This is a genomic window from Cobetia sp. PS-4MA (assembly GCF_057670765.1).
This window is the reverse complement of sequence record NZ_CM173107.1, coordinates 2,123,389-2,147,243: the sequence shown is the minus strand read 5'-3', so window position 1 is coordinate 2,147,243 and position 23,855 is coordinate 2,123,389. Positions and strand designations below refer to the sequence as shown.

Here is a 23,855-nt window from a genome sequence, read left to right as displayed (position 1 = left end):
CGACGGACCCTGGATCCGTCGCACGTGGGGCGCCTGCTGATGGGTAATTTGTGCAATGAAGACCGCAACAGACACTGGAACCGCCAGCCGCGCCGGGCGGGGGTTCAGCGATATCTACCGGGCAGTATGGCGCTGGCATTTCTATGCCGGCCTGTTGGTGCTGCCGTTTCTGGTACTGCTTTCCGTGACGGGAGGCCTGTACCTGTTCCGCGATGGCATCGATCAATTCGTCCATTCCGACCTGATGAAGGTCAACACGCCCGTCACGCAGAGTGCTCAGAATCCGGCAGTGACAAGCCTGCCGTTGAGCGAGCAGGTGGATCAGGCGCTCGCGAGTCTTCCGGGCACGCCGGTGCGCGTCGTGCCATCTCCCGCCCGTGACCTGACCACGGAAGTCGATATCGTGGCGGCCGATGGCAGTGGTAAGCAGGCCGTCTACGTCAATCCTTACAGCGGGGAAGTCCAGGGGCAGATGGCCTACCGCGACAGCATCATGTGGACGGTACGTCGTCTGCATAGCCTCGCGATCACGGGGCCGATCGGTAACGCGGCGCTGGAGATCGCTGCCGGGTGGTCGATCCTGCTCGTGTTCAGCGGGCTATATCTGTGGTGGCCGCGGGGCCAGAAAGGGGGGGTGGTCACGCTGCGGACCACGCCGGCGCGCCGGCTGTGGTGGCGGGACCTGCACGCCGTGTGTGGCATCATCGCGGCCGGCTTCATCGTGTTTCTCGCCGTGACCGGCATGCCGTGGTCGATGGTCTGGGGGGCCAAGGTCAACGAGTTGGCCAATGGGCATAACTATGGGTACCCCGATGGCGTGCGCGTGAACACGCCGATGTCGGATGCCCGCCTGGTGGATCAGGAATTGACCAGCTGGTCGCTTGAACAAGCCGTTATCCCGTTATCTTCCTTGCCGGGTGACGCCGCTGATCCCATTGTCGACGAGGGTGAGCACGTCGGTCACGGCGGCTCTGGCGCAAGTTCCGCGCCGGTGAAAGCGGCTGTGCCACTGAGCGCTGCGGCGATTGCCCACGCCGATATCGGCCTCGACGAGGCAGAACGCATCTTCGCTCGCGAGGGCCTGGCGCCGGGCTATGCCATCAATCTGCCGAGCACCGCTCAGGGCGTCTATACCGGCTCCGTGTATCCGGATGCGCTGGAGCGCCAGCAGGTCGTGCATGTGGATCGCTACTCCGGCGATGTGCTGCTCGACATGCATTACGCCGACTACGGGCCGCTGGGACGGGCGCTGGAGTGGGGCATCAATGTGCATCTGGGGCAGCAGTACGGCCTGATCAATCAGCTGATTCTGCTGATGGCGTGTCTCGCGATGGTGATGATGAGCGTCGGGGCAGGCGTGATGTGGTGGAAGCGTCGCCCGGTGGGCGGTATCGGTATCCCGCCGCTGCCCAGGGCGCGCAAGCGTATCGCCGGTGTCTGGGGCTTGATGATGATCATCGGGGTGATCTTCCCGCTGGTCGGCCTCTCGCTGATCGTGATGGGCCTGCTCGATTGGCTGTGGATTCGTGTCAGTGCCTCTCGTCACCACGATGCGGCGGAGGCCAGCGCATGAAGCCGTCCTCCGTCTTCCCATCACTTTCCTCTACCGTCTTCCCATCACTTCCGTCTTCTCCGCTCGCGCAGGCCATGAGCGGTCTGCCCAGTCGTCGGGGGCTGCCAGTGACGGTCGCGGCGGTATTGGCGAGCAGTGCCTCATTTGGCGTCCACGCCGAGGAGAGCTCCGTCTCGCAACTGCCTCTGGTGCATGTCGAGGCCGAGGCACCCATGGCCAGCCCCATCGTCGAGTCAAGCCAGGGGCATGCCAAGGGCAATCTGGATATCGGTGAGCAGCTGCGTGAGGTCAACGGCGTCAGTGGCTCTCGTCTGGGCAGTCATGGTGTCTCGGCCATCTTTCGGGCGCAGGGCGGTGAACGCCTGATTCAGGAGGTCGATGGGGCGCCGCTCTATCCGGCCTGCCCCGGCGGCATGGACACCACGCTGGGCTATGCGACCACCGGCAGTCAGTCGGATCTCACCCTCTACAAGGGCGCGCAGAGCGTCAGTCGTGGTCCCAGCTTTGCCGCAGGCACCGTCGAGGTGACGCGTCACACGCCATCACGCACCGACGATGACGGCGTGCATGGCACCTTGGGGGCCGGCTGGCGCAGCAATGATGATGCCACCAGCGAGACCCTGTCGCTGACCGCCAAGCAGGGCGATGTCTGGGCTGCGCTGGACGTCGAGCATTCCGAGCGCAACAACTATGAGGACGGCAACGGCGATACCCAGTCTGGTGCCTATCGTAGCGACAACGGCAGTATCCGTGTCGGCGCCTTCGCCACCGAGGATGTCGCCATCGAGGCGGGGATCGCTGTCGTCAGGATCGACGATGCGCTCTATCCCACCATGGATGCGCCACGCAGTGACATGGACCGCCAGTACCTCAAACTGACCATCGACAACGTCGGGCCTTTCTCGCATACCGAATCGCAGATCAACCATGCTCGCGTCGTGCACGACATGGATAACGTCACCCTGCGTAACGTTGATGACTCCAGATCGAGCATGGACATGAGTTCCAGCATGGACATGAGCTCGGGCATGGACATGAGCGACATGGCCATGTTCTCCAGCGCGACCACCGAGACCTGGTATGCCAGCACCCAGGGCGATATCCCGCTGACCGTCGCCGGGCGTGACGCGACACTGACATTGGGCGCTGACGCCGAGCGTCTGGAAAGCAACGCCGACTCCCGGATGGGCATGTCGCTGGACAGCCTCTCGGACAGTCAGACCTGGCCGGATGTCGTGCGCACGCGCGGTGGGGTGTTCGCGGAACTGGATACCCCGCTGGATGCCGACAATCGCCTGGTGACTGGCGCGCGCTATGACGTCTCCCTCAGCGATGCGCGAGATGCCGATGAGGTGGTGGGCAGCAATGCCTCGGCCATCTCCGCCTGGAGGGATCAGTACGGAGAGGATGTCGAGGCCAGTCAGCGGGATGGGGAATTCAGTGCGCTGGCGCGCCTGGAGCATCGCGTCAATGAAGCGGTGAAAGGCTACGCGGCGCTCAGTCGCAGCGTGCGCTTCCCCACCGCCACCGAGCGTTATTACAACCGCCAGTCCGAGACTGACGGTTGGCTGGGCAATCCCGAGCTTGAGCCAGAGATCCATCAGCAGCTCGAACTGGGGGTGGCGGTCAGGCAGGGCGCCTGGCGTTATTCGGCGGACACCTACTACAACCGGGTGCATGACTGGATCGAGCTGACCGAAGGGGACTCGCTGACCACCTATGACAATGTCGAAGCCGAGATCTATGGTCTCGAGCTGGAGGCCAGCTGGCAGCAGCATGGCTGGCGGCATTCGGCAGGCGTTGCCGCCACCCACGGCACCAACCTGAGCGATGGCACGCCGTTGTCCCAGGTGGCACCGTTCAATGGCTATATGGCGACACGCTATGACGCCGATGCCTGGTGGGCCGGTGCACGTCTCGATGCGGCAGCACGCCAATCACGCATCTCCGACAGCGAACAGAAGACGGCAGGTTTCGGCATCGTCGGACTGGAAGGGGGCTATCGTGTCACTGACGCCATCGAGCTGAGCGCCGGCATCGCCAACCTGTTCGACAAGGCCTACGCCTACCACGTCAATCGCTTCTACGATGATCCGTTGCAGGGCGACGTGCGCGTCAATGAGCCCTGGCGGATCTTCTGGACGCATGCCCGCTGGAGTTTCTGAGGCCCGCGTCACTGCAACAGTGAGCGCTGGTCGTTATCCGTTAGAGCGCGAGAAGCCCGCCATCGGTCGTCAAACATGACTGATGGCGGGCTTCTTGTTCAAGGCAAGTTACAGCTTGATGGCTCTCAGCGCTGGTGGGTTCTCCTCAGAGCCTTCAGGCGCGGCCGATATGCTCGCGCAGATGCTCACGATAGGCCCGCGTGTAAGCCTCCAGATCGGGATTCTTGATCACATCAGTGGCCAGATAGGTCGGAAGTGCCGACATGCCCAGGAATTCCATCGCCTTGTGCACGGGATAGTAGACGGCATCGATGCCTTTGCCTTCGAAGAAGTTTCCCGCTTCATCAAAGGCTTCGAGGGGCGCATTCCAGGTCAGTGACAGCATGTAGCTGCGGCCCTGCATCAAGCCACCCGTGCCGTAGCCCTGGGTCGGGTTGGTGCGGTGACGGCCATCGCTGGCATACAAGGCACCATGGCCTTCTGTCAGGACATCATCGAGATACTGCTTCACGGTCCACGGCAGGCCCATCCACCAACCCGGGGTCTGATAGATGATCAGGTCCGCCCACAGCTGTTTCTCCACCTCCGCCTTGGCGTCAAAGCCTTCCACGATGACGGTTTCGCGCACCTCATGGCCCAGCTCGGCCAGCTCACCGCGTGCCAGCTCATGCAGGGTCGCATTGAGCTCGCCATTGGAATGGGCAAAGGCCTTGCCGCCGTTGATCAATAGTATCTTCATGCCAGGTACTCCAGAACTGTTGGCTTTTCAGCAATGGAGCGCAGCATGAGCGTTCGCAAGTCATTGATAAAGCGGCGCTGATGTAAAACACCTTTGCTGTAGGTGCAACAATCCGATCAGGTTGCGCGCGATATCTACGCATTCACTCCCTTCATGCCTTCTGCGGTGTAACGCTCCCCGATGATGGGTAGCTGAGCTGTGGCTTCTTCCAGTCGACGTTGCTCTTCAGGGGTAAGGATAAATGTCGTGGCAGCGGCATTTTCCATGAGATAGCGCTGCTGCTTGGTGCCGGGAATCGGTACGATGTCAGTTCCTTTCGATAGCAGCCAAGCCAGCGACAATTGCGCGGCAGTACAACCCTTTTGACTTGCCATATCGGCAATCACCTCGGCCATCCGGCGGTTGGTTGCCATTGCCTCATCGGAGAAGCGGGGTAGGCCTGAACGGAAATCATCTTCACCGAAGGCATCATTGTGTTGAAAGCGTCCGGTGAGATACCCACGACCAAGCGGCGAGTAGGGAACAAAGCCGATGCCCAGCTCACGACATGTCGGCAAGATGCTTTGCTCGACATCCCGCGTCCATAGTGAGTATTCGGTCTGCACTGCCGTGATCGGGTGTACTGCATGAGCACGGCGCAGTGTTTCCGCATTTACCTCACAGAGTCCGATATGGCCGATCTTGCCTGCCTTCACCAACTCTGCCAACGCAGTGATGGTTTCCTCAATCGGTTGATTGGCATCGACACGATGCACGTAATAAAGATCGATCTGTTCGATACCAAGGCGCTTCAAGGACGCATCGCAGGCAGTACGTATGTACTCGGCGCTGTTATCGAGGCGACGTGCATATTCGCCCGGATTGCGCACGATGCCGAACTTGGTGGCAATGCGTATCTGTGCTCGATGTTTGGCCAGAACATCCTTGAGTAACGCTTCGTTGTGATGTGGCCCGTAGCAGTCGGCGGTATCCAGGAAGTTGATGCCAAGCTCGATAGCCTGATCAAGAACGCGCAATGACTCAGTGTCATCGCGGGGCCCGTAGAATTCGCTCATTCCCATGCAGCCGAGGCCGATGGCGGATACTGACAGGCCATTACCGAGGATTCGATGTTCCATTCGATGTCTCCTTGAGTGTTGGAGTGACAGCGTGTCACTATCCTGGAATGAAAAAAATTGACGAGTTGGATAAGTCGTTTTCCAGAAATGGAAGGCAAGGTTCACGCGGCTGGGTCTGGGATGACACGCGGGTGTTTCTCGCTGTCGCTCGGCTAGGGACTTTGAGTGCTGCTTCACGCGAGCTGAAATTGGGCATAGCGACGTTGTCGCGCCGCATCGAGCGACTTGAACAGGCGCTGGGGATACCGCTGTTCGTGCGTCAGCAAACGGGCTATCAGCTCACGGAGGAGGGGGAGGATCTGCTTGATAAGGCCGAAGGGCTGGAATCAGCGGCCTTGGCTTTTGCTTCGGAGGTCTCTGCGCAAGCGCAGATCAGCGGGAAGGTACGTCTGGCAACAGCAGAAAATCTAGCCACGGAATTGATCCTGCCGGCATTGCCAGCCTTTTATCAGCGTTATCCTGAGCTATCGATTGAATTGATGACCGATAGTACGACCGTCAATCTTCATCGCCGGGATGCCGATCTTGCACTGCGCATGCTCAAGCCGGAGCGCGGAAACGTAACATTGAGGCGGTTGGGCGTCCTTGGCTACGGGCTCTACAGCAGCGCTGAGTATGCAAGTCAGAGAATCGAGGAGATCAGGCCTCTCTCAGCGTCAGGAGTCATGGATTCATGGGCATCTCAATCGTTTTTCCGCGATAGTTTCATCACCTGGAGTGATCATTACTCACACCTACCTGCCTCACAGTGGATCGAGACTGCGTTACAGGGACGAGAACCGGCATTGAGAACGACGTCGCTGAGGTCTCAGGTCGTCGCTGCGCAAGCAGGACTTGGTATCGCGTTATTGCCGCATTTCATTGGCCGCGAGGCTGATTTACGTTGCCTGTCAGCCGTGACGGCAATCGATCAAGACATTTATCTGGTCATGCAGACAGACTTGGCGCATTCACGTCGTGTCCGTGCTGTCGCTGATTTTCTGGTGGAGCTGGTCAATGACAATGCGACGCGACTGAGTGGCGAGTATTGGCACTAACGCAACCGCTTCAATTCATGCCGGTTGGTGGTGTAGCGGGCGCTGCGGTGGGCGCAGCGCAGTTGCCAGGCGGCGTCGGGGCGTGCGACGCCCAGACGCACGGTGCCGCGGCCCATCTTCTGAATTCATGGCGTCCAGTGTCGCCATCAGCTGCTGACTGCGTTCGCGCCTGGCGATGTCATCTTCGCTTTCCAGCAGCGAGAGTTGCTCGCGTAGCCGTCAGTAGAGAGGGCGTGCAGCCTCACGTGATGAAGCTGTGCCATGAGCGTCACGAGAGATGAGCGCTGACGACCCACGGGTTTGCGTTTCCAGGCTATCCACCTTACCTTCATATATTCCTTATATAACAATATTAGAGGTGGAAAATGCGGTTATCGATGCTGGCGATGGGATTGGCATATGGGTTGTGCAGTGCCAATGCACAAGCTGCAGATCATCAGGATGTGCAGGATGCCGTCGAGCAGCAAAGAGCCCCCTTGCTTTCGACACTCAAAACGTTGGTCAATGTGGATTCTGGCACGGGTTACAAAGCAGGCTTGAGCGATGTCGAGGCAATGCTTACCAAGCATCTCAAGGCGCTTGGTGCACAGGTGGAAACGTATCCTGCCGAGACATATGGCGGAAACACGATTGTCGGTCGCCTCAAGGGAGATGGCAGTCGCAAGATCATGCTGATGATTCACTATGACACTGTCTTCGATGAAGGCGCCGCTACGCAGCGTGCCTTCCGCATCGAGGATGGGCGTGCCTATGGTCCTGGCGTGGGCGATGCGAAGGGCGGTGCAGCCGTTATTCTGCATAGTCTCGAGGCGCTGAAGACGCTTGGGTTTGATGACTATGGTCAGGTGACGGTCGTCTTCAATCCTGATGAAGAGAAAGGCTCCCCCGGTTCGCATGAACTGATTCATGAGCTATCGGCTGATCAAGACGCCGTGCTGGTATTCGAGCCGACCTTTGCTGATCCGGGAGTCGATGCCGTGACCGTCGTCACCAAGGGCATCAACTATGCATTTCTCGAGGTAAAAGGCCGTGCCTCCCATGCCGGTGGCGCACCTGAAGAAGGGCGCAACGCCATCATGGAGTTGTCTCATCAGCTGCTGCAGTTGAATGAACTGGGTGATGCGGACAAGGAGACGACACTCAACTGGACGATTGTCGAGGGTGGCGTCAAACGTAACGTGATTCCCGAGCATGCCAAGGCAGAAGGTGATATGCGCTACTTCGATAGCAGCGAGTATCAGCGCGTCTTGAAGGAAGCGCAGTCCATCACGAAGAATCAGTTGATCGATGACACCGAAGTGGAGTTCCACCTCGAGAAGGGACGTCCGCCGCTACCTGAAAATCCGCAGAGTCAAAAGCTGGCCGAGCAGGCTCAGAAGATCTATCAAGAGCTGGGGCAGACACTGCAAGCGGTCGAGATAGGTGGCGGCACCGATGCGGCCTACGCCTACCATGCTGATTCCGAGAAACCCGCAGTGCTAGAATCCTTGGGGCTCGTCGGGGGCGGCTATCATAGCGACAAAGAATTTGTGCTGGTTGATAGCATCGTGCCACGCCTTTATCTGACGACACGCATGATCATGCAGCTTTCCGAGGCGGATTGATCAGAAAGCAGCCGGCGATTTTCTATAGAACCTGTTGATGTAAAAACGGCACTGTCGATGACAGTGCCGTTTTTTATGCGTTGCCTTTCTCATGACCGTTTCATTGCGAGAGCTTGGGATAGACAAGTTCAGGAAGCATCTCCTCAAGCAACATGGCGGCATGCATCACCTTCATGTCCTGGAATTTTCCTCCGACAATGTGCAGGCCGACAGGCAGTCCCTGGTCATCCAGCCCACAGGGGAGGGAGGCAGCGGGTTGTTGGGTCAGGTTGAAGGGGTAGCTGAACGGCGTCCAGTCCATCCAGTCAGTGTATTTCTCGCCGGGTGGGACGTTGTGCCCAGCGGCAAAGGGTGAAATTGGCAGGGTAGGGGTGACAAGCAAATCCCATTGCTCGTGGAAGGATTGCATGTGTGCGCAAAGTGCAGTCCGCTCTCGTCTTGCCGCCAGATATTGCGACAAGGAAATGTTGCTGCCTCGCTCTGCAATGTCCAGCAAGCCCGGGTCCATTTGCTCTCGCTGGCTGTCGGTCATCTTTTCGACCACCTGGGTGGCACCCGCGAACCACAAGGTATTGAAGGTATCGAGGGGACAGGCAAACCCGGGGTCTATCTCGATGATGTCAGCGCCCAGTCTCGAGAGTAGAGCGACCGCTTCGTCCACTCGCAGGCGTATGTCCTGTGCAACGTCGACATACCCAAGCGTCGGGCTGTAAGCGATTTTCCATCCTGCAAGAGACAACGGGAGTGGCGCATTCCAACGAATGCCATGCGGGTTGCCGAGCAATCCGTCTCGGGCATCCGGTCTTGCCATGCTGGCAAGCATCAGGGCGCTATCGGACGCCGTCCGCGTCATCGGTCCCAGGTGTGAGAGGGTCGACATGGCACTGGTCGGCCACTGGGGAATCCAGCCAAACGTGGGTTTCAGGCCGAAGGTGCCGGTAAAGCTGCAGGGAATGCGGATCGAGCCACCTGCATCACTGCCCTGATGGAGCATGCCCAGGTTGAGCGCGGCCGCTGCTCCAGCTCCACCCGAGGATCCACCGGAGGTCAGCGCGGTATTCCAGGGATTGCGTGTCACGCCGTGCAGCGGGTTGTCCGTCACTCCCTTCCAGCCGTACTCCGGTGAGGCTGTCTTGCCGAGAAACACGGCGCCTGCCTTGCGAAGACTCGCAGCCACCGGGGCATCGACATCACTGCCTCCATCCGGGGATGTGGTGGCGGAGCCGTACCGGGTCGGCATGCCGCGCGACAGCGTGAGGTCCTTCAAGGTGGTCGGCACGCCATCCAGTGGCCCGCAGGGTGTGCCCTTCATCCAGCGGGCCTCGGCGTCTTTCGCCGCCCTCATTGCCCCATCATGGGCGATGTGCACGAAGGCATTGATCTTGGGGTTGAGCGTGTCGATACGTTCCAGGCAGTCCCGGGTCAGCTCGACGGGAGAGAGCTCGCCTCGTCGAAACAGTGCCAGGGCATCAATCGCTGTCAATTCAGATAATTGCGTGGGAGTAGAGACTGGGTTCATGGCCGATCCTGTCCATTGGGTAGCAATCAATCGAGTGGCTGAATGCGCTCGGAAACGAAAAGGGCCTGCGTGATGCAGGCCCTTTGTTTTGGTCAGCGGGCTTCGATCACCCGAGCTGGACCAGCCTCGGCGTCTTCCAGCTGCTCCGGGTGATACTCGGCGGTGTAATCCCGACGCACCTGGGCGAAGCGTTCCACCACCTCGGCATCCTTGCGCTGCAGGGCGAGGCTGAGGATCACGAAGGCTGACGCATTGAGAATCAGGCCCCAGATGCCGGCATGAAGGCCAAGCGGATTGCTGACACTGGCGCCGTAGGATAGCCACAGGACGGTCACGATGCCCAGGCTCAGGCCCCAGAAGGCCGCTTGCGGGTGCGCCTTGCGCCAGGTGATGGCGCCCAGTGTCGGCACGATCAGCTGAGCGGTGCCCGCCAGTGCCGCGATGCCGATGGTGACCAGCAGCCCCGGAACGGTCAGGGCCAGGATGTAGGCCGCGAGAGAGAAGCCCACCAGGGACAGGCGCCCGATATGGACGATGCGTTCCTGATTCGCCTGCGGGTTCACGTAGCGCTTGTAGATATCCATGGTCACCACGGTCGAGACCGCGTGGATCTGGGAGTTGGCCGTGGACATCGCCGCGGCGGCCCCAGCCGCCATGATCAGCGAGGCCAGCAGGTAGGGCGCATAGTTCATCAGCATGACGGGCAGTATCTGGTCAGCATTCTCCAGGCCAGGCTCCAGCAGTACCCCGGTATAGCCCGTCAGTACCGAACCGAAGTAGGCGAAGGCGGCGAGCCCCAGCAGGAAGGGCATCAAGCCGAACAGCTTGCCGCTTTTCACCGAATACATGCGCAGCCAGATCTGGGGGCCCATGAAGGCGCCGATGGCCACGATCACGAACAGCGAGAACCACATGGAGTAGCCCATGTTGCCATTCGGCCCCGGCAGGGTCAGGTGCGCGGGCGAGTCGCTGGCAAGCTGCGCGAACATGCTGGTCGGGCCACCTGCCTGGCCGGCGATGTAATAGCCCGCATACATCATGCCGAAGAACAGCAGCGCCCCGTAGATCACATCCGTCCAGGCGATGGCGCGGATCCCGCCGACCCACACATAGACGATGATGATGAAGTAGAACAGCAGCGCGGCCAGCCAGAAGGGCACGACGCCACCGGAGGCGACCTCGATCAGATACGCACCGCCGGTCAGCTGGATCTGCAGATACGGCACGGTGAAGATCAGCGTGATGACGGCGACGAGGATTCTCAGCGCTTCACTGTTGTAGAAGTCGCCCATCAGGTCTGACGGCGTCAGGTAGTCGAAGCGCTTGCCAAGATACCAGACACGCTTGCCCACCCAGTAGTACATGAAGCCGAAGAGCAGGTTCCACGCCAGCGCCGTGAGATAGATGGGGCCACTGGTATAGAAGGTGGCGTTGGAACCGAGGAAGGCAAAGGCGCTCCACCAGGTGGCCGCCACCGTGAAGAACACGGCAATGCTGCCCATGGCCCGCCCTTGCACGAAGAAATCTTCACTTGTCGTCTGGGACTTTCGCGCGGACACGAGCCCGACGATCAAGGGGATGATCATGAAGGCCGCGATGATCAAGATACTTCCCGTCATGATGAGCTCCTCAGCGCTTGCCGCCGGTGGAAGGGGCCTTGGCGCTACCCCAGTTGGTCAGGTAGGCATACAGGAACACGGCGGTCAGGAAGCCCCACCACACCAGGTTCCAGACGAGGAAGAACGGGATTCCCATCACCATGGGCTCGATCTTGTTGGCCATCAGGATCATCGGGCTCTCGAGCATGAAAAACCCGAACAGCATGCTGCCGTAGATGGCGACCTTGCGGGTCGTGAAGCGCTTCATCATTGCATACCCCTTTATTGTGGTTGGTGGGGGGTGTTGTGACCTGTCGTGGACAACGACAGGGAGCGGAACATGGCAATGTATCAATTATTGTATTTATGCGTATAAATTAACCAATAGGTGACAATCCCCGGACCGTCAAGAAAGTGGCGGCGATTGCACCGGATGTTTCAGGAAGTGAAGAAGATCCGCCGGCCTCCCTCAGCGGCTGGCGACAGCAGGAGGGCGCAAGTCTTCCGCTTTTCGTCTCACCCGCGACGCAGGCCCCCAAAATCTGGATAATGGCGCCCATCGCGTAGCCGCCCCCGGCGTGCTGGCGCCCATACTCTTCACAGCGGTGCATCGTTCATGGAAATCAAGGTCAACTTTCTCGACAACCTGAGGCTCGAGGCGAAATTCGATGACTTCACGGTCATCACCGATCAGCCCATCCGCTACAAGGGCGATGGGTCGGCGCCGAGCCCGTTCGACTACTTCCTGGCGTCCTCGGCGCTGTGCGCGGCGTACTTCGTGAAGGTGTACTGTGTGGCGCGCAACATCCCGACCGAGAACATCCGTCTGTCGCAGAACAACATCGTCGACCCGGAAAACCGCTACAACCAGATCTTCAAGATCCAGGTGGAGCTGCCGGAAGAGCTGTCCGACAAGGACCGCCAGGGCATCCTGCGCTCCATCGAGCGTTGCACGGTGAAGAAGGTCGTCCAGACCGGCCCGGGCTTCGAGATCGAGACGGTCGACAACCTCGACGAGGACGCCCAGGCCCTGCTGATGGCGGAGCCGCCGGAAGGACAGAGCACCTGGATCGAGGGCAAGGACCTGCCGCTGGAGCAGACCATCGCCAACATGACGGGCCTTCTGAATGATCTCGGCATGAAGATCGAGATCGCCTCCTGGCGCAACATCGTGCCGCACGTCTGGTCGCTGCACATTCGTGATGCCGCCTCGCCGATGTGCTTCACCAACGGCAAGGGCTCGACCAAGGAGAGCGCGCTGTGCTCGGCACTGGGCGAGTTCATCGAGCGCCTGAGCTGCAACTTCTTCTACAACGACCAGTTCTTTGGCGAAGCCATCGCTGACAGCGAGTTCGTGCACTACCCGAACGAGAAGTGGTTCCAGCCGGGCCCGAACGACGAGATCCCGGAAGGCGTGCTGGATGACTACTGCCTGGAGATCTTCAATCCGGACGGCGAGCTGGGTGGCTCCAATCTGATCGACACCAATTCCGGGCGTGCGGATCGTGGCATCGTTTCCCTGTCGTTCACTCGCCGTTCGGACGGTGAGACGATCTACTTCCCGTCCAACCTGATCGAGAACCTGTACCTCAGCAACGGCATGAGCGCCGGCAACACCTTGCCGGAAGCCCAGGTGCAGTGCCTGTCCGAGATCTTCGAGCGTGCCGTGAAGCGCGAGATTCTCGAGCAGGAACTGACCCTGCCGGACGTGCCGCAGGAGGTGCTGGCCAAGTACCCGGAAATCGTCGAGGGCATCGAGGCACTGGAAGCCCAGGGCTTCCCGATTCTGGTCAAGGACGCCTCGCTGGGTGGTCAGTTCCCGGTGGCCTGCGTGACCTTGATGAACCCGAAGACCGGCGGTGTCTTCGCCTCCTTCGGCGCGCATCCGAGCTTTGAGGTTGCCATCGAGCGCAGCCTGACCGAGCTGATGCAGGGCCGCAGCTTCGAGGGGCTCAACGACTTCATGCCGCCGACCTTCAACTCGCTGGCCGTCTCCGAGCCGAACAACTTCGTCGAGCACTTCATCGACTCATCAGGCCTCGTCTCCTGGCGTTTCTTCAGCTCGAAGACCGATATCGAGTTCGTCGAGTGGGACTTCTCCGGCAGCAATGAAGAAGAGGTCGCCAACCTGTTCGGTATCCTCGATGAGATCGGCAAGGAATCGTACATGGCGGTGCACGAGGACCTCGGCGCGCCGGTGTGTCGTATCCTGGTGCCGGGCTATTCCGAGGTCTATCCGGTCGAGGACCTGGTGTGGGACAACACCAACATGGCGCTGGATTACCGCGAGGACATCCTCAATCTACATCGTCTCGATGACGATCAGCTGGCGGACCTGGGCGAGCGTCTCGAAGAGAGCCAGCTTGATGAGCACATGGACATCAAGACGCTGATCGGCATCGAGTTCGACGAGAACACCATCTGGGGCCAGCTGACGATTCTCGAGCTGAAACTGATGATCAATCTCGCGCTGGGTCAGCACGAGGATGCGCTGGATCGTGTCGAGATGTTCCTGCAGTACAACGACAACACCGTCGTGCGCGGCCTCTATTATCAGGCCATGAAGGCCGTGCTGGAGATCACCCTCGACGATGAGCTGGAGCTTGAGGACTACCTCTACAACTTCCGCCGCATGTTCGGTGAAGACACCATCGCTGCCGTGGTCGGCTCCGTGCAGGGTGAGGTGCGCTTCCATGGCCTGGAGCCCACCAACATGCAGCTGGAAGGGCTGGATCGCCACCTGCGTCTGATCGAAAGCTACCAGAAGCTGCACGCCCATCGTGCTGCCCTGGCGGCCAAGCAGGCCTGATGCTCGCCTGCTGAGTCCTGTGGCATGACCTGTGGCATGAAAAGAACGGCCCCTCACTGGATGGTGAGGGGCCGTTTTCGTTTCCGGGGGCTTGCGTACGCGTACCAGTGGCTCAGGGCAGCACCTTCTGACCCTCTGCCAGACGCTGACAACACGCGATGATCTGCTCCCTGATCCAGCGGTGCGCCGGGTCCTTCTGATAGCGGCGATGCCAGCTCAGATGGAAGGGGAAGGAGGCGAAGGCCACGGGTGGCGGCACGAGGGTGACGGCGAACTGACGACAGAAATGCTGGCACAGCCCGGTGGGCAGGCTCGCGATCAACGGCGAGCGTTCCAGCAGGGAAGGCACGGCCATGAAGTAGGTGACGGCCAGCGCCACCTCGCGCTTCAGCCCCTGACCCTCAAGCTGCTTGAAGATGCCGCTTTTCAGGCGGGCATGCGGTTGAACCAGCACATGGGCGTGGTGCTCGAAATCCGCCTTGGTCATGCGGCCCTCGCCATCCAGCCGCTCCAGCAAGGGATGGCCATTGCCCACCAGGCAGTCGATGCCTTCGGTGATCACCTCACGCACCACCAGATTCTCGGGCGGGTCGACCTGACGCCCGAAGGCGAGATCCGTCGTGCCGCTCATCACGCCAGCCTCGCTCATGTCCTGCGAGAGACGGCGCACCTGGAGGGTGATGCCGGGGGCCTGCTCACGCAGGATCGTCGCCAGTTGCGGCAGGATCAGCACCTCGAAGTAGTCGTTGGCGGCGATCTCGAAATGACGGCTCTCGGTGGTGTGGTCGAAGTGTCGCTCGCTGTTGATCAGGCCATCGAGGTCGGTCAGCGCCGCCTCGATGGTCGGGAACAGGTGGTCGGCCTTCTCGGTGGGGCGCATGCGCTGGCGGTCGCGAATGAACAGCGGGTCATTGAACAGTTCGCGCAGTTTCGACAGCGCCGCGCTCACCGAGGGCTGACTCAGGTGCAGACGCTCGCCGGCGCGCGTGACGTTCTGCTCGAGATACAGCGCATGAAAGGTGCGCAGGAGGTTGAGGTCGTAATTGAGCTTCATGATGACTACCAGAGCAGGCGGAGTGTCACGGAGTGTCGCGGCTGCACTCGGACGAGTGAGCACTATTTGTCTGGATGATAGCAGCTATCCGGACTATCGATTATCACGATGGGAGGCTCAGGCGGTAGGGTGGTCTCAAGAACACGGCGAGAGATCAATGCGACCCACAGGAGCGATCCATGAGTGATGTGAAGCAGATGCAAGCCGAAGGGGAAAAGATCATTCTTATCACCGGTGCCTCCAGCGGTATCGGTGAGGCCACCGCACGCACTCTGGTGAAGGCCGGGCACAAGGTCGTCGTGACCGCCCGCCGCAAGGAGCGCCTCGATGCGCTTGTCGAGGAGCTGGGCAGCGACAAGGTGCTGGCGATCGCCGCGGATGCGACGGACTACGATCAACTCGCCAAGGTCGTCGAGCAGGCCGTCGCCCATCATGGCCATCTGGATGTGGCGTTCGCCAATGCCGGTACCGGCGTCAGCCAGGCTGGCACCGAGAACGGTGATCCCGAGGAGTGGAAGCGAGTCGTCGACATCAACATCAATGCGCTGCTGTGGACCGCCCACGCGACCCTGCCGCATCTGAGAGAGCGCAAGGGCCACTTCATCCTCACCAGTTCCGTGGCCGGGCGTGCCAATCATGCGGGCTCCATCTACAGCGCCAGCAAGTGGTTCGCCTACGGCTTCGGCCAGAACCTGGCGATGGAAATGGCCGAATGGCAAGGCCGCTGCACCACCATCACGCCAGGCATGGTCAACACTGCTTTCTTCGATGAGCCCAAGCCGGACAAGCTGGACCCTCAGGATGTGGCGGATGCCGTTCTCTACGCCATCAGTGCCTCACCGCGTGCCAATATTCGCGAAGTGCACCTGGTGCCGACCTGGTAAGCCGGTTCGCTCGAAAGCGTGCTTCCGCCTTCGCTGAGCAGATCTTCGCAGGACAGCTATTTGTATGAGCGATAGTGGCTATCTGGACTATCGATTATGACGATGGTGACGTGAGCCGTAAGCTTGATTCCACACAGGGCGAGCATCACGTGCCGATCGTCACAGGGCGAGCATCACCTCGCCGACAAATTTCGTGAAGTGACCGTTGCGGGCTATCCCGCACGTAAAGGAGAGCATCATGAGCAAGGTTCTGGTGGTAGTGACATCCCACGATACGCTGGGTGACACGGGCAAGAAGACAGGCTTCTGGCTGGAAGAGCTGGCGGCTCCCTACTACCTGCTGAAGGATGCCGGTGTCGAGGTGACACTCGCGTCTCCCAAGGGCGGTCAGCCGCCGCTGGACCCGGCAAGTCAGGGCGAGGACTTCCAGACGGATGCCACTCGCCGCTTCGACAAGGACACTGCCGCTCAGCAGGACCTCGCCACCACTGCCGTGCTGGCAGACATGAAGGTCGAGGACTTCGACGCCATCTTCTACCCGGGTGGCCACGGCCCGCTGTGGGATCTGACCAATGACGCCGATTCCATCCGTCTGATCGAGCAGTTCCACGCGGCCGGCAAGCCGGTCAGCTCTGTCTGCCACGCCCCGGCCGTGCTGCTGAATGCTCGCAAGCCGGATGGCACTCCCTTCGTGGATGGCGTGCATGTCACCGGTTTCACCAACGGCGAAGAAGAAGGTGTCGGCCTTACTGACGTCGTGCCGTTCCTGGTGGAAGAGGCGCTGCAGCAGAAGGGTGGCATCTATGAGAAGAAGGACGACTTCACCTCCTACGCCATCCAGGATGGGCTGATCATCACCGGTCAGAACCCGATGTCGTCTGAAGGCGTCGCGGAACTGCTGCTCAAGAGTCTCGAGCAATAAGCGCCCTGAGCGACAAGCACTTCGGGACACAGGCACTTCGAAACACAAGTACTTCGAGAGACAGACACCTCGAGCAACAGGTGCTTCATGATTCGGGCGCTACCTGATCTGACGAGTGCATGAAAAAAGCCGCTACCGGTCATCCGGTAGCGGCTTTTGCGTGTCTGGCATCCAGCTTCGACGAGAGGTTGTCAGCGAGAGCGGATCACCCGCGCTCCATCCACGCCTTCCAGCCGCCGTACTCGCTGATGTCCGTCATCGGTACGCCACTGTCAGCGGAGACCGAGCAGATGAAGCCCGCGACCCAGCGGCCGTCTTCGAGCTCGATCTGGCCCAGTCCCAGCGGGAAGGGGATGCCGGCGAGGAAGCTGCCGACACTGGCGATGGGCAGTGACCAGACTTCCAGCGCGATGCTGGTACCGTCCTCTGGCGCGCGCAGCATGGCCGGTTTGGCGGGTGTGGCGTCATCCAGTTGATACAGGCGGTAGCGGGGGGCGCTGTGAGTACGGGCGACCAGGCGGGCATCGCGCTGGGTGAGCTGGTGATTGAGCGGCATGCCAGTGAGATGCGCACCGCAGACCGCGATCTCGAGCCGGCCATTCTTCGCCATCGGCAGATCGCTGTCGGCGAGGCGTGCCTGGGGACGGGCAACGGCGCTGGCCCCCAGCGGCAGCGAGAATTCCTTCTCGAGCAGGCGCGCGATGCTCAGCAGTTGCAGGTCTTCGAAGGCGGGCGCGAACAGTGTCACGCCGCCGGGCAGGCCCTGGCTATTGAAGCCGACCGGCACGGCCAGTGCGCTCAGATCCAGCAGGTTCATGAAGTTGGTCCAGGTGCCAAGCTCCGAATTGACCGCGATCGGCGCCTCGGCCAGCTCTGCCTTGGTCGGCAGGCGCGGCGTGGTCGGGGCCAGCATCACGTCCACCTGCGCGAGCAGGGCATCGGCCTGACGGCGGTATTCGGCCAGCTGATAGCTGGCATCGAAGGCATCCACGGCCAGCGGCGTGGCACCGCCGAGGGTGATCTCGCGCGTGACAGGATGCAGTGCCTCGGGGTTGCGCTCGATCAGCTCGCGCACCGCGTGATAGCGCTCCGCCACCCACGGGCCTTCATAGAGCAGGCGCGCAGCGGCCAGCAGCGGGCTGCAATCCAGCTCGACCAGCTCGGCCCCCGATGCCTTGCACTGACGCATCGCCGCTTCCATGTAGCCGCTGTAATCGGCGTCGGTATGCCACTGGGTACGCGGCGGCACGCCGATGCGCAGGTCGGTGAGATCCGGCAGGAGGCCGTAGGCCTGGCCATGCACGGCGAAGTCGTGCTCGCGCGCCCAGCGGTTGTCGGCATCGAACTGTGCGGTGACGGACAACACCCGCGCGGCATCATCGCAGCCGAGTGCGAAGATCGAGATGGTATCCAGGGTGGCGCAGGCCGGCACCACACCGCCTGCGCTGAGCAGGCCGAGGGTCGGCTTCACGCCGACCAGATTGTTGAAGCAGGCCGGTACACGCCCGGAGCCCGCCGTGTCCGTGCCCAGCGCGAAGCTGACCTGCCCCTGGGCGGTGACGACGGCGGAGCCACTGCTGGAGCCGCCCGGGACATAGGCGGGGTCGAAGGCATTCGCCGGGGTGCCGTAGACCGGCAGCGCGCGCTCCCCGACCAGGCCGGTGGCGAACTGATCCAGATTGGTCTTGCCCATCGGGATCGCGCCGGCCGCGATCAGCTGCTTGACCACGAAGGCGTCATCGTCTGGCGTATAGGCGAATTCCGGGCAACCGGCGGTGGTGGTCACGCCGGCGAGATCGATGTTGTCCTTGATCGCGAAGGGGATGCCGTAGAGCGGCAGTGACTCGGGCGCCACGTCGTCCAGACGCGCCAGATAGGGTTCCAGCTGATCTGCACTCAGGCGGGTGATCCAGGCGGCGTCTTGTTCGGGCTGCGCGGCCAGCAGTTCATTCACCAGCTGGCGTGGCGTCAGCTCTCCGGCCTTATAGGCCTTGCTCAGCGCCGTGATGCTCAGGTTGTGCGGGGTATGGGTCATCATCACAGCGTCTCCTCGGAGGACAGGGTCGATTGGGCGTTGTCTGTTGCGCTGGCATCAGCTGGATCAGTGGCTTCCACGGCGGTCGACAGCACGATCAGCGGCTGGCCGGGGGCGACGCCGCTGCCTTCCTTGATCGGCAGGCGAACGACACGGCCTGCGGTGTGGGTGCGAATCTCGACTTCCATCTTCATCGACTCGACCAGCGCCACCACTTGGCCGGCCTCGACGAGATCGCCCTCGGCGACCTCCAGCTTCCACAGGCTGCCGGTGACCGGTGTCTCGATCCCCAGCTCGTCATCGCTCAGGCTGTCGGCTTCCTGCACCTCGTTGATCTGATCCTCGAAGGTGAACTGGCCGCGTGCATGCCAGTCGTCGATTTCCTGCTGGAAGGCGGCCTGACGGCGTTCACGGAAGGCATCGGTCTCGGCCTGATGCTCGGCGATCTGCGCCTGATAATCGGCGAGGCGGAAGCGGGTCTTCTCGATCTTCAGGTCGTAACGCCCCTGAGGGTGATCACGACGGATCTGCTCAAGCGCCTCATGGCTGACCGGGTGGAAGCGCAGCTGGTCGAACACGCGCAGCAGCCACGGGCTGGTGAAGTGTTCGGTGCGGCGATAGCGATTCCACATCTGCAGCGTGCGGCCGACGAACTGATAGCCGCCCGGACCTTCCATGCCATACACGCACAGATAGGCGCCGCCGATACCCACCGAGTTCTCGGCGGTCCAGGTGCGTGCCGGGTTGTACTTGGTGGTCACCAGGCGCTGGCGCGGGTCCAGCGGCGTGGCCACCGGCGCGCCGAGATAGACATCGCCGAGGCCCATCACCAGATAGCGGGCGTTGAGCACCGTCTCGCGTACCGCCGCCTCATCGGCGAGACCATTGATGCGGCGAATGAATTCCAGATTGCTCGGGCACCAGGGGGCGTCCGGGCGCACCGAGCGCTGGTACTTGTCGATGGCCTGCTGACACGCCGGGTCATCCCAGGACAGCGGCAGGTGCACGGTGCGCGCCTCGATCTCGATGTCCTCGACATCCTTGAGCGCGACTTCGGCCTGTTCGAGGTGCGTCATCAGCGTGGCGAGGGCAAGCTTGCGCGGGTCGTAATGCAGCTGCAGCGAGCGGATGCCCGGTGTCATCTCCATCAGGCCGGGCAGCGGATGCTCCTTGAGCCACAGCATCCAGGCGTGGGCGCGGAAGCGCAGCGCGATATCCAGCTCCATCTGGCCGAATTCGATCAGCAGGAAGTCATCCCCGGCGCGGCGATAGAAGATCTGCTCGCCGCCTTGCTCGGCGCTCAGGCGCTTGAGTACTGGCGAGTCATCGGGGCGCGGACGTTGCTCGGCGATGGCGCTCAGTGTGTTGCTGGTCGCCGCTAGAGGTGACTCCAGTGCGTCGAGCTTGCCACTGGCGAGGGCCGCGATCACGGCGTCCTGCTGCACCTCGATGGCGCGAGCCTCATCCAGAGTCAGCGCGACGAAACGGATGCGGTCGCCGGCGGCCAGCTGGCCCAGCTTCCAGCGTTCCGCGCGCACCACAGTGGCCGGACACACGAAACCGCCCAGTGACGGGCCGTCCGGGCCGAGGATGACTGGCATGTCGCCGGTGAAGTCGATGGTGCCGAAGGCGTAGGCGTTGTCGTGGATATTGGAGGGATGCAGACCGGCCTCACCGCCGTCGGCACGCGCCCACTGCGGACGCGGGCCGATCAGACGCACGCCGGTACGGCTGGAGTTGTAGTGCACTTCCCAGCGGTGGCCGAAGAAGGTGCTGATGTCGTCTTCGGTGAAGAAGTCAGGCGCACCGTGCGGTCCGTAGAGCACGCCGATCTGCCATTCGCGACCTGAGGTCTTGCCTTGCTCATTATCGATAATGCTAGCGCCCTGCGGGATCAGCGCCTCGGGCAGCCGGGGCAGGGCGGGCTGGGGGCACTCGGCGAGATCAGCAAGCGGCAGGGTGTCGCCACTGCGCAGGGCACGTCCGGCATGGCCGCCGAACTGGCCCAGGGTGAAGGTCGCGCGCGAGCCCAGATACTGCGGGCAGTCGATGCCCCCGGCGATCAGCAGATAGCTGCGCGCGCCGGCAGCCACCTTGCCCAGGCTCAGGGTGCTGCCAGCGGCGATCTCATGCACCTGCCACAGGGCAAGGTCGTGAGTCGCGGTGTCATCGGAGCCGGCTTGCGGTGCTGAAACGGACAGCGTGGCGGGCAGCGGCGCACCGGCCAGCACCACGCGGGTGGCGCGGTGGAAGTGCAGCGTCGGGCCATTGAGGGTGATCTCGAGGCCTGCGGCATCGGCCGCGTTGCCCAGCAGCGCATTGCCGAGACGGAAGGCGTAGTCATCGAAGGGGCCGGAGGGCGGCACGCCCACATCCCAGTGCCCCTGGCGACCCGGCATGTCCTGCACGGTGGTCAGGGTACCGGGGACGATCACTTCAAAGGTCGGTGCGGCCCACTCGAGACCTTCCAGCCAGCGGGTGTAGATCTCGACATTGCGGAAGCGCGGGTCTTCCAGCAGATGCGACAGCCACTGGCGGTTGGTCTCGATGCCGTAGAGGCGAGAGGCGGCCAGTGCCCTGGAGAGATCGCCGCGTGCCTGCTCGCGGGTCGGGGCGTGCACCATCACCTTGGCCAGCATCGGGTCGAACCACGCCGGGACCTCGAAGCCGGCCTCGATGGAGTGATCCACCCGCAGCTGGTTGTCCTCGGCGAGGGCGGCGGTCACGGCGTCATTGGCGAACTCCACCTCGGTGAGCAGGCCGCTGGAAGGGCGGAAATCGTGCTGCGGATTCTCGGCATAGACGCGTGCCTGCATGGCGTGGCCGCGGGGCGTCAGCGGCGCGACCCGCTCGCGCAGGTTACCCAGCTCACCGGCGCCCAGCTTGAGCATCCAGGCGACGACATCCACGCCCCACACAAGCTCCGTGACACCATGCTCGACCTGCAGGCGCGTGTTGACCTCCAGGAAATAGAAGGCCTGACGCTCGGCGTCATAGATGAATTCGACGGTACCGGCGCTGCGGTAATTGACGGCTTCGCCCAGGCGGATGGCGGTGGCGATCATCTCTTCGCGAACGCGCTCAGGCAGGTTAGGTGCCGGGCATTCCTCGATGACCTTCTGGTGGCGGCGCTGACTGGAGCAGTCGCGCTCGCCGAGGGCGATCACCGTGCCTTCGCCATCACCGAACAGCTGCACTTCCAGGTGACGGGCGCGGGCGATATACGCCTCCAGGAAGACGCCGCCATCCCCGAAGTTGCGCTCTCCCAGGCCCTTGACCGAATCGAAGGCGCGACTGAGGGAGGCGTCATCCTCACACACCTGCATGCCGATGCCGCCGCCGCCGGCGGTGGACTTGAGCATCACCGGATAGCCGATACGGGCGGCCTCGCTCAGTGCGCTCTCGACGTCGTCCAGCAGGCCGGTACCGGGTACCAGCGGCACGCCGGCGTTCTCGGCGATGGTGCGCGCCTCGTGCTTGAGGCCGAAGGCGTGGATCTGCTCGACGGTCGGGCCGAGGAAGACCAGACCGGCAGCATCACAGGCCTGGATGAAGCGGGTGTTCTCGGACAGGAAACCGTAGCCCGGGTGCACGGCCTGGGCGCCACTCTCGCGGGCGATGGCGATCAGCTTGTCGATGTCGAGATAGGTCTCGGCGGCGGCACCTTCGCCGAGGCTGTAGGCTTCATCGGCCTCGCGCACGAAGGGGGATTCACGATCGGCTTCTGCGTAGACGGCGACGCTCTGGATACCGAGGGCACGCAGCGTGCGCTGGATTCGGGTGGCGATGGCGCCACGGTTGGCAATCAGGACCTTGTGGAACATGACGGAGTCATCCTTCCGGCGGCGGGTCGTCCCGCCTTCAAACTGTGAGCTGCCGGTCGTCCGGTAGCCGGGCAGAGCCTTGGGGGCTGACGAGTGATGCAAGAGAGATGACATCGTCAGGGGTGGCTCGGCCGTTTCTTGTCGTATGCGTGTTCGAAAGCGTCGCTGTCAGCGCGGCGGCTCAGCTCAGTGGCTCAGCTCAGCGGCGAGTCGCTGATGCGGATGGCGACCGGTGTCGGGTCGTAGCCGTTGCAGGGGTTGTTGAGCTGCGGGCAGTTGGAGAGCAGCACGTAGACGTCACGTTCGGCGACCATCTCGACGTACTTGCCCGGGGCGGACAGGCCGTCCTCGAAGCTCAGGCCGCCATCGGCGGTGACCGGCACGTTCATGAAGAAGTTGATGTTGTGGCCGATGTCGCGCTTGGTCAGGTCGTACTTCGGGTAGCGGGCGATGGCCAGCATCCAGTTGTCACGACAGGAGTGCATGTGACGCTTCTCCAGGTCGTAACGCACGGTGTTGGACTCGCTGGAACAGGCACCACCCAGGGTGTCGTGACGGCCACAGGTATCGCCGGTGATGGTCAGCAGCGCACGGCCACGGGTGGAATACAGCACGCTGCCGGTGGTCAGGTAGACCTTGCCCTGCTCACGCACGGTGTCCATCGCGCTGTAGCGCTCGGCGGTGTCGTCGGCCGAGAAGAACAGGGTGTCGGCGGCCTGATTGCCGTGCAGGTCAGTGATGCGCAGGTGCTGACCGGCGCGCACCAGTCCGATGAAGTGATCGCCGGCCTCGACGGTGCGCTCAAGCTCGCGCGGCTGCTGTGCGGGGTCTGCGTAGCTCAGCGGGGCGACGCCCGTCGTGGCTGGGGTGTGGGCATGGGGGTGTTCAAGCGTCGAGGTGCACATGGGATTGTCCTTTGTCCTTGTCATCTGGGGCGTCGTTTCCAGTTGCCACTAGCCAGTCGGCGTGGCGTC

General features: G+C 62.0%; 17 protein-coding genes. 7 read left to right on the top strand and 10 right to left on the bottom strand.

Going from position 1 to position 23,855, the window contains the following annotated elements:
- Positions 1-55: 55 nt before the first annotated feature.
- Complete coding sequence (locus tag AC26AR_RS09135) at positions 56-1,573, top strand: PepSY-associated TM helix domain-containing protein (RefSeq protein ID WP_488106804.1); 1,518 nt, start codon at positions 56-58, stop codon at positions 1,571-1,573.
- Complete coding sequence (locus AC26AR_RS09130; protein WP_488106803.1) at positions 1,570-3,738, top strand: TonB-dependent receptor domain-containing protein; 2,169 nt, start codon at positions 1,570-1,572, stop codon at positions 3,736-3,738. The genes AC26AR_RS09135 and AC26AR_RS09130 overlap by 4 nt, the downstream gene beginning before the upstream one ends.
- A 154-nt stretch (positions 3,739-3,892) precedes the next feature.
- Here AC26AR_RS09130 and AC26AR_RS09125 read toward each other — a convergent pair whose 3' ends face one another.
- Both AC26AR_RS09125 and AC26AR_RS09120 read right to left on the bottom strand, forming a co-directional pair.
- Complete coding sequence (locus AC26AR_RS09125) at positions 3,893-4,477, bottom strand: NAD(P)H-dependent oxidoreductase (RefSeq protein WP_176503883.1); 585 nt, start codon at positions 4,475-4,477, stop codon at positions 3,893-3,895.
- A 134-nt stretch (positions 4,478-4,611) separates the two neighbouring features.
- A complete protein-coding gene (locus tag AC26AR_RS09120; RefSeq protein ID WP_271302964.1) occupies positions 4,612-5,595 on the bottom strand; it encodes an aldo/keto reductase in 984 nt (327 codons plus the stop codon).
- Between the two features lie 47 nt (positions 5,596-5,642).
- Here AC26AR_RS09120 and AC26AR_RS09115 point away from each other — a divergent pair, with 47 nt between their 5' ends.
- Complete coding sequence (locus tag AC26AR_RS09115; protein ID WP_271302976.1) at positions 5,643-6,632, top strand: LysR family transcriptional regulator; 990 nt, start codon at positions 5,643-5,645, stop codon at positions 6,630-6,632.
- Here AC26AR_RS09115 and AC26AR_RS09110 read toward each other — a convergent pair.
- Entirely contained in the window at positions 6,629-6,748 is a 120-nt protein-coding gene (locus AC26AR_RS09110) for a DUF4113 domain-containing protein (protein WP_404982747.1), read from the bottom strand. The genes AC26AR_RS09115 and AC26AR_RS09110 overlap by 4 nt on opposite strands.
- Before the next feature lie 261 nt (positions 6,749-7,009).
- Here AC26AR_RS09110 and AC26AR_RS09105 point away from each other — a divergent pair, with 261 nt between their 5' ends.
- Positions 7,010-8,236 carry a glutamate carboxypeptidase gene (locus AC26AR_RS09105; protein WP_488106802.1) on the top strand — a complete coding sequence of 409 codons (1,227 nt, stop codon included), beginning with the start codon at positions 7,010-7,012 and terminating at the stop codon, positions 8,234-8,236.
- Positions 8,237-8,336: 100 nt separating this feature from the next.
- On the opposite strand, the gene AC26AR_RS09100 is transcribed toward AC26AR_RS09105, so the two are convergent.
- From AC26AR_RS09100 to AC26AR_RS09090, 3 genes are all read right to left on the bottom strand, one after another.
- Complete coding sequence (locus AC26AR_RS09100; protein ID WP_488106801.1) at positions 8,337-9,785, bottom strand: amidase; 1,449 nt, start codon at positions 9,783-9,785, stop codon at positions 8,337-8,339.
- A gap of 62 nt (positions 9,786-9,847) precedes the next feature.
- Positions 9,848-11,374 (bottom strand): sodium:solute symporter family protein, encoded by a 1,527-nt coding sequence (locus AC26AR_RS09095; RefSeq protein ID WP_417286384.1) that lies wholly within the window; start codon positions 11,372-11,374, stop codon positions 9,848-9,850.
- 10 nt (positions 11,375-11,384) lie between these two features.
- Complete coding sequence (locus AC26AR_RS09090) at positions 11,385-11,624, bottom strand: hypothetical protein (RefSeq protein ID WP_077371300.1); 240 nt, start codon at positions 11,622-11,624, stop codon at positions 11,385-11,387.
- A gap of 345 nt (positions 11,625-11,969) precedes the next feature.
- Here AC26AR_RS09090 and AC26AR_RS09085 point away from each other — a divergent pair, with 345 nt between their 5' ends.
- Entirely contained in the window at positions 11,970-14,162 is a 2,193-nt protein-coding gene (locus AC26AR_RS09085; protein WP_488106800.1) for an OsmC domain/YcaO domain-containing protein, read from the top strand.
- A 112-nt stretch (positions 14,163-14,274) separates the two neighbouring features.
- Here AC26AR_RS09085 and AC26AR_RS09080 read toward each other — a convergent pair whose 3' ends face one another.
- Entirely contained in the window at positions 14,275-15,216 is a 942-nt protein-coding gene (locus AC26AR_RS09080) for a LysR family transcriptional regulator (protein WP_488106799.1), read from the bottom strand.
- Positions 15,217-15,395: 179 nt separating this feature from the next.
- Between AC26AR_RS09080 and AC26AR_RS09075 the strand changes: the two genes are divergently transcribed.
- Entirely contained in the window at positions 15,396-16,100 is a 705-nt protein-coding gene (locus tag AC26AR_RS09075) for an SDR family oxidoreductase (RefSeq protein WP_084208484.1), read from the top strand.
- 238 nt (positions 16,101-16,338) lie between these two features.
- Positions 16,339-17,022 (top strand): type 1 glutamine amidotransferase domain-containing protein, encoded by a 684-nt coding sequence (locus AC26AR_RS09070; protein ID WP_176494081.1) that lies wholly within the window; start codon positions 16,339-16,341, stop codon positions 17,020-17,022.
- Positions 17,023-17,227: 205 nt separating this feature from the next.
- On the opposite strand, the gene atzF is transcribed toward AC26AR_RS09070, so the two are convergent.
- The 3 genes from atzF to AC26AR_RS09055 form a co-directional block, all read right to left on the bottom strand.
- Positions 17,228-19,060, bottom strand: coding sequence for an allophanate hydrolase (gene atzF, locus AC26AR_RS09065; RefSeq protein WP_488106798.1), 1,833 nt, complete (start codon positions 19,058-19,060; stop codon positions 17,228-17,230).
- Positions 19,060-22,881: an urea carboxylase gene (gene uca / locus AC26AR_RS09060; RefSeq protein WP_488106797.1), complete on the bottom strand. Its 3,822-nt coding sequence runs from the start codon at positions 22,879-22,881 to the stop codon at positions 19,060-19,062. Before uca ends, atzF begins: the two co-directional genes overlap by 1 nt.
- Before the next feature lie 194 nt (positions 22,882-23,075).
- A complete protein-coding gene (locus AC26AR_RS09055) occupies positions 23,076-23,786 on the bottom strand; it encodes an urea amidolyase associated protein UAAP2 (RefSeq protein WP_488106796.1) in 711 nt (236 codons plus the stop codon).
- Positions 23,787-23,855 lie beyond the last annotated feature (69 nt).

What these genes read in the sequence shown, in the direction of transcription:
- AC26AR_RS09135 (WP_488106804.1), top strand. Translation starts at nt 56, where the DNA reads ATGAAGACCGCAACAGACACTGGAACCGCCAGCCGCGCCGGGCGGGGG.
- AC26AR_RS09130 (WP_488106803.1), top strand. Translation starts at nt 1,570, where the DNA reads ATGAAGCCGTCCTCCGTCTTCCCATCACTTTCCTCTACCGTCTTCCCA.
- AC26AR_RS09125 (WP_176503883.1), bottom strand. Translation starts at nt 4,477, where the DNA reads ATGAAGATACTATTGATCAACGGCGGCAAGGCCTTTGCCCATTCCAAT.
- AC26AR_RS09120 (WP_271302964.1), bottom strand. Translation starts at nt 5,595, where the DNA reads ATGGAACATCGAATCCTCGGTAATGGCCTGTCAGTATCCGCCATCGGC.
- AC26AR_RS09115 (WP_271302976.1), top strand. Translation starts at nt 5,643, where the DNA reads ATGAAAAAAATTGACGAGTTGGATAAGTCGTTTTCCAGAAATGGAAGG.
- AC26AR_RS09110 (WP_404982747.1), bottom strand. Translation starts at nt 6,748, where the DNA reads ATGGGCCGCGGCACCGTGCGTCTGGGCGTCGCACGCCCCGACGCCGCC.
- AC26AR_RS09105 (WP_488106802.1), top strand. Translation starts at nt 7,010, where the DNA reads ATGCTGGCGATGGGATTGGCATATGGGTTGTGCAGTGCCAATGCACAA.
- AC26AR_RS09095 (WP_417286384.1), bottom strand. Translation starts at nt 11,374, where the DNA reads ATGACGGGAAGTATCTTGATCATCGCGGCCTTCATGATCATCCCCTTG.
- AC26AR_RS09090 (WP_077371300.1), bottom strand. Translation starts at nt 11,624, where the DNA reads ATGATGAAGCGCTTCACGACCCGCAAGGTCGCCATCTACGGCAGCATG.
- AC26AR_RS09085 (WP_488106800.1), top strand. Translation starts at nt 11,970, where the DNA reads ATGGAAATCAAGGTCAACTTTCTCGACAACCTGAGGCTCGAGGCGAAA.
- AC26AR_RS09080 (WP_488106799.1), bottom strand. Translation starts at nt 15,216, where the DNA reads ATGAAGCTCAATTACGACCTCAACCTCCTGCGCACCTTTCATGCGCTG.
- AC26AR_RS09075 (WP_084208484.1), top strand. Translation starts at nt 15,396, where the DNA reads ATGAGTGATGTGAAGCAGATGCAAGCCGAAGGGGAAAAGATCATTCTT.
- AC26AR_RS09070 (WP_176494081.1), top strand. Translation starts at nt 16,339, where the DNA reads ATGAGCAAGGTTCTGGTGGTAGTGACATCCCACGATACGCTGGGTGAC.
- atzF (WP_488106798.1), bottom strand. Translation starts at nt 19,060, where the DNA reads ATGATGACCCATACCCCGCACAACCTGAGCATCACGGCGCTGAGCAAG.
- uca (WP_488106797.1), bottom strand. Translation starts at nt 22,881, where the DNA reads ATGTTCCACAAGGTCCTGATTGCCAACCGTGGCGCCATCGCCACCCGA.
- AC26AR_RS09055 (WP_488106796.1), bottom strand. Translation starts at nt 23,786, where the DNA reads ATGTGCACCTCGACGCTTGAACACCCCCATGCCCACACCCCAGCCACG.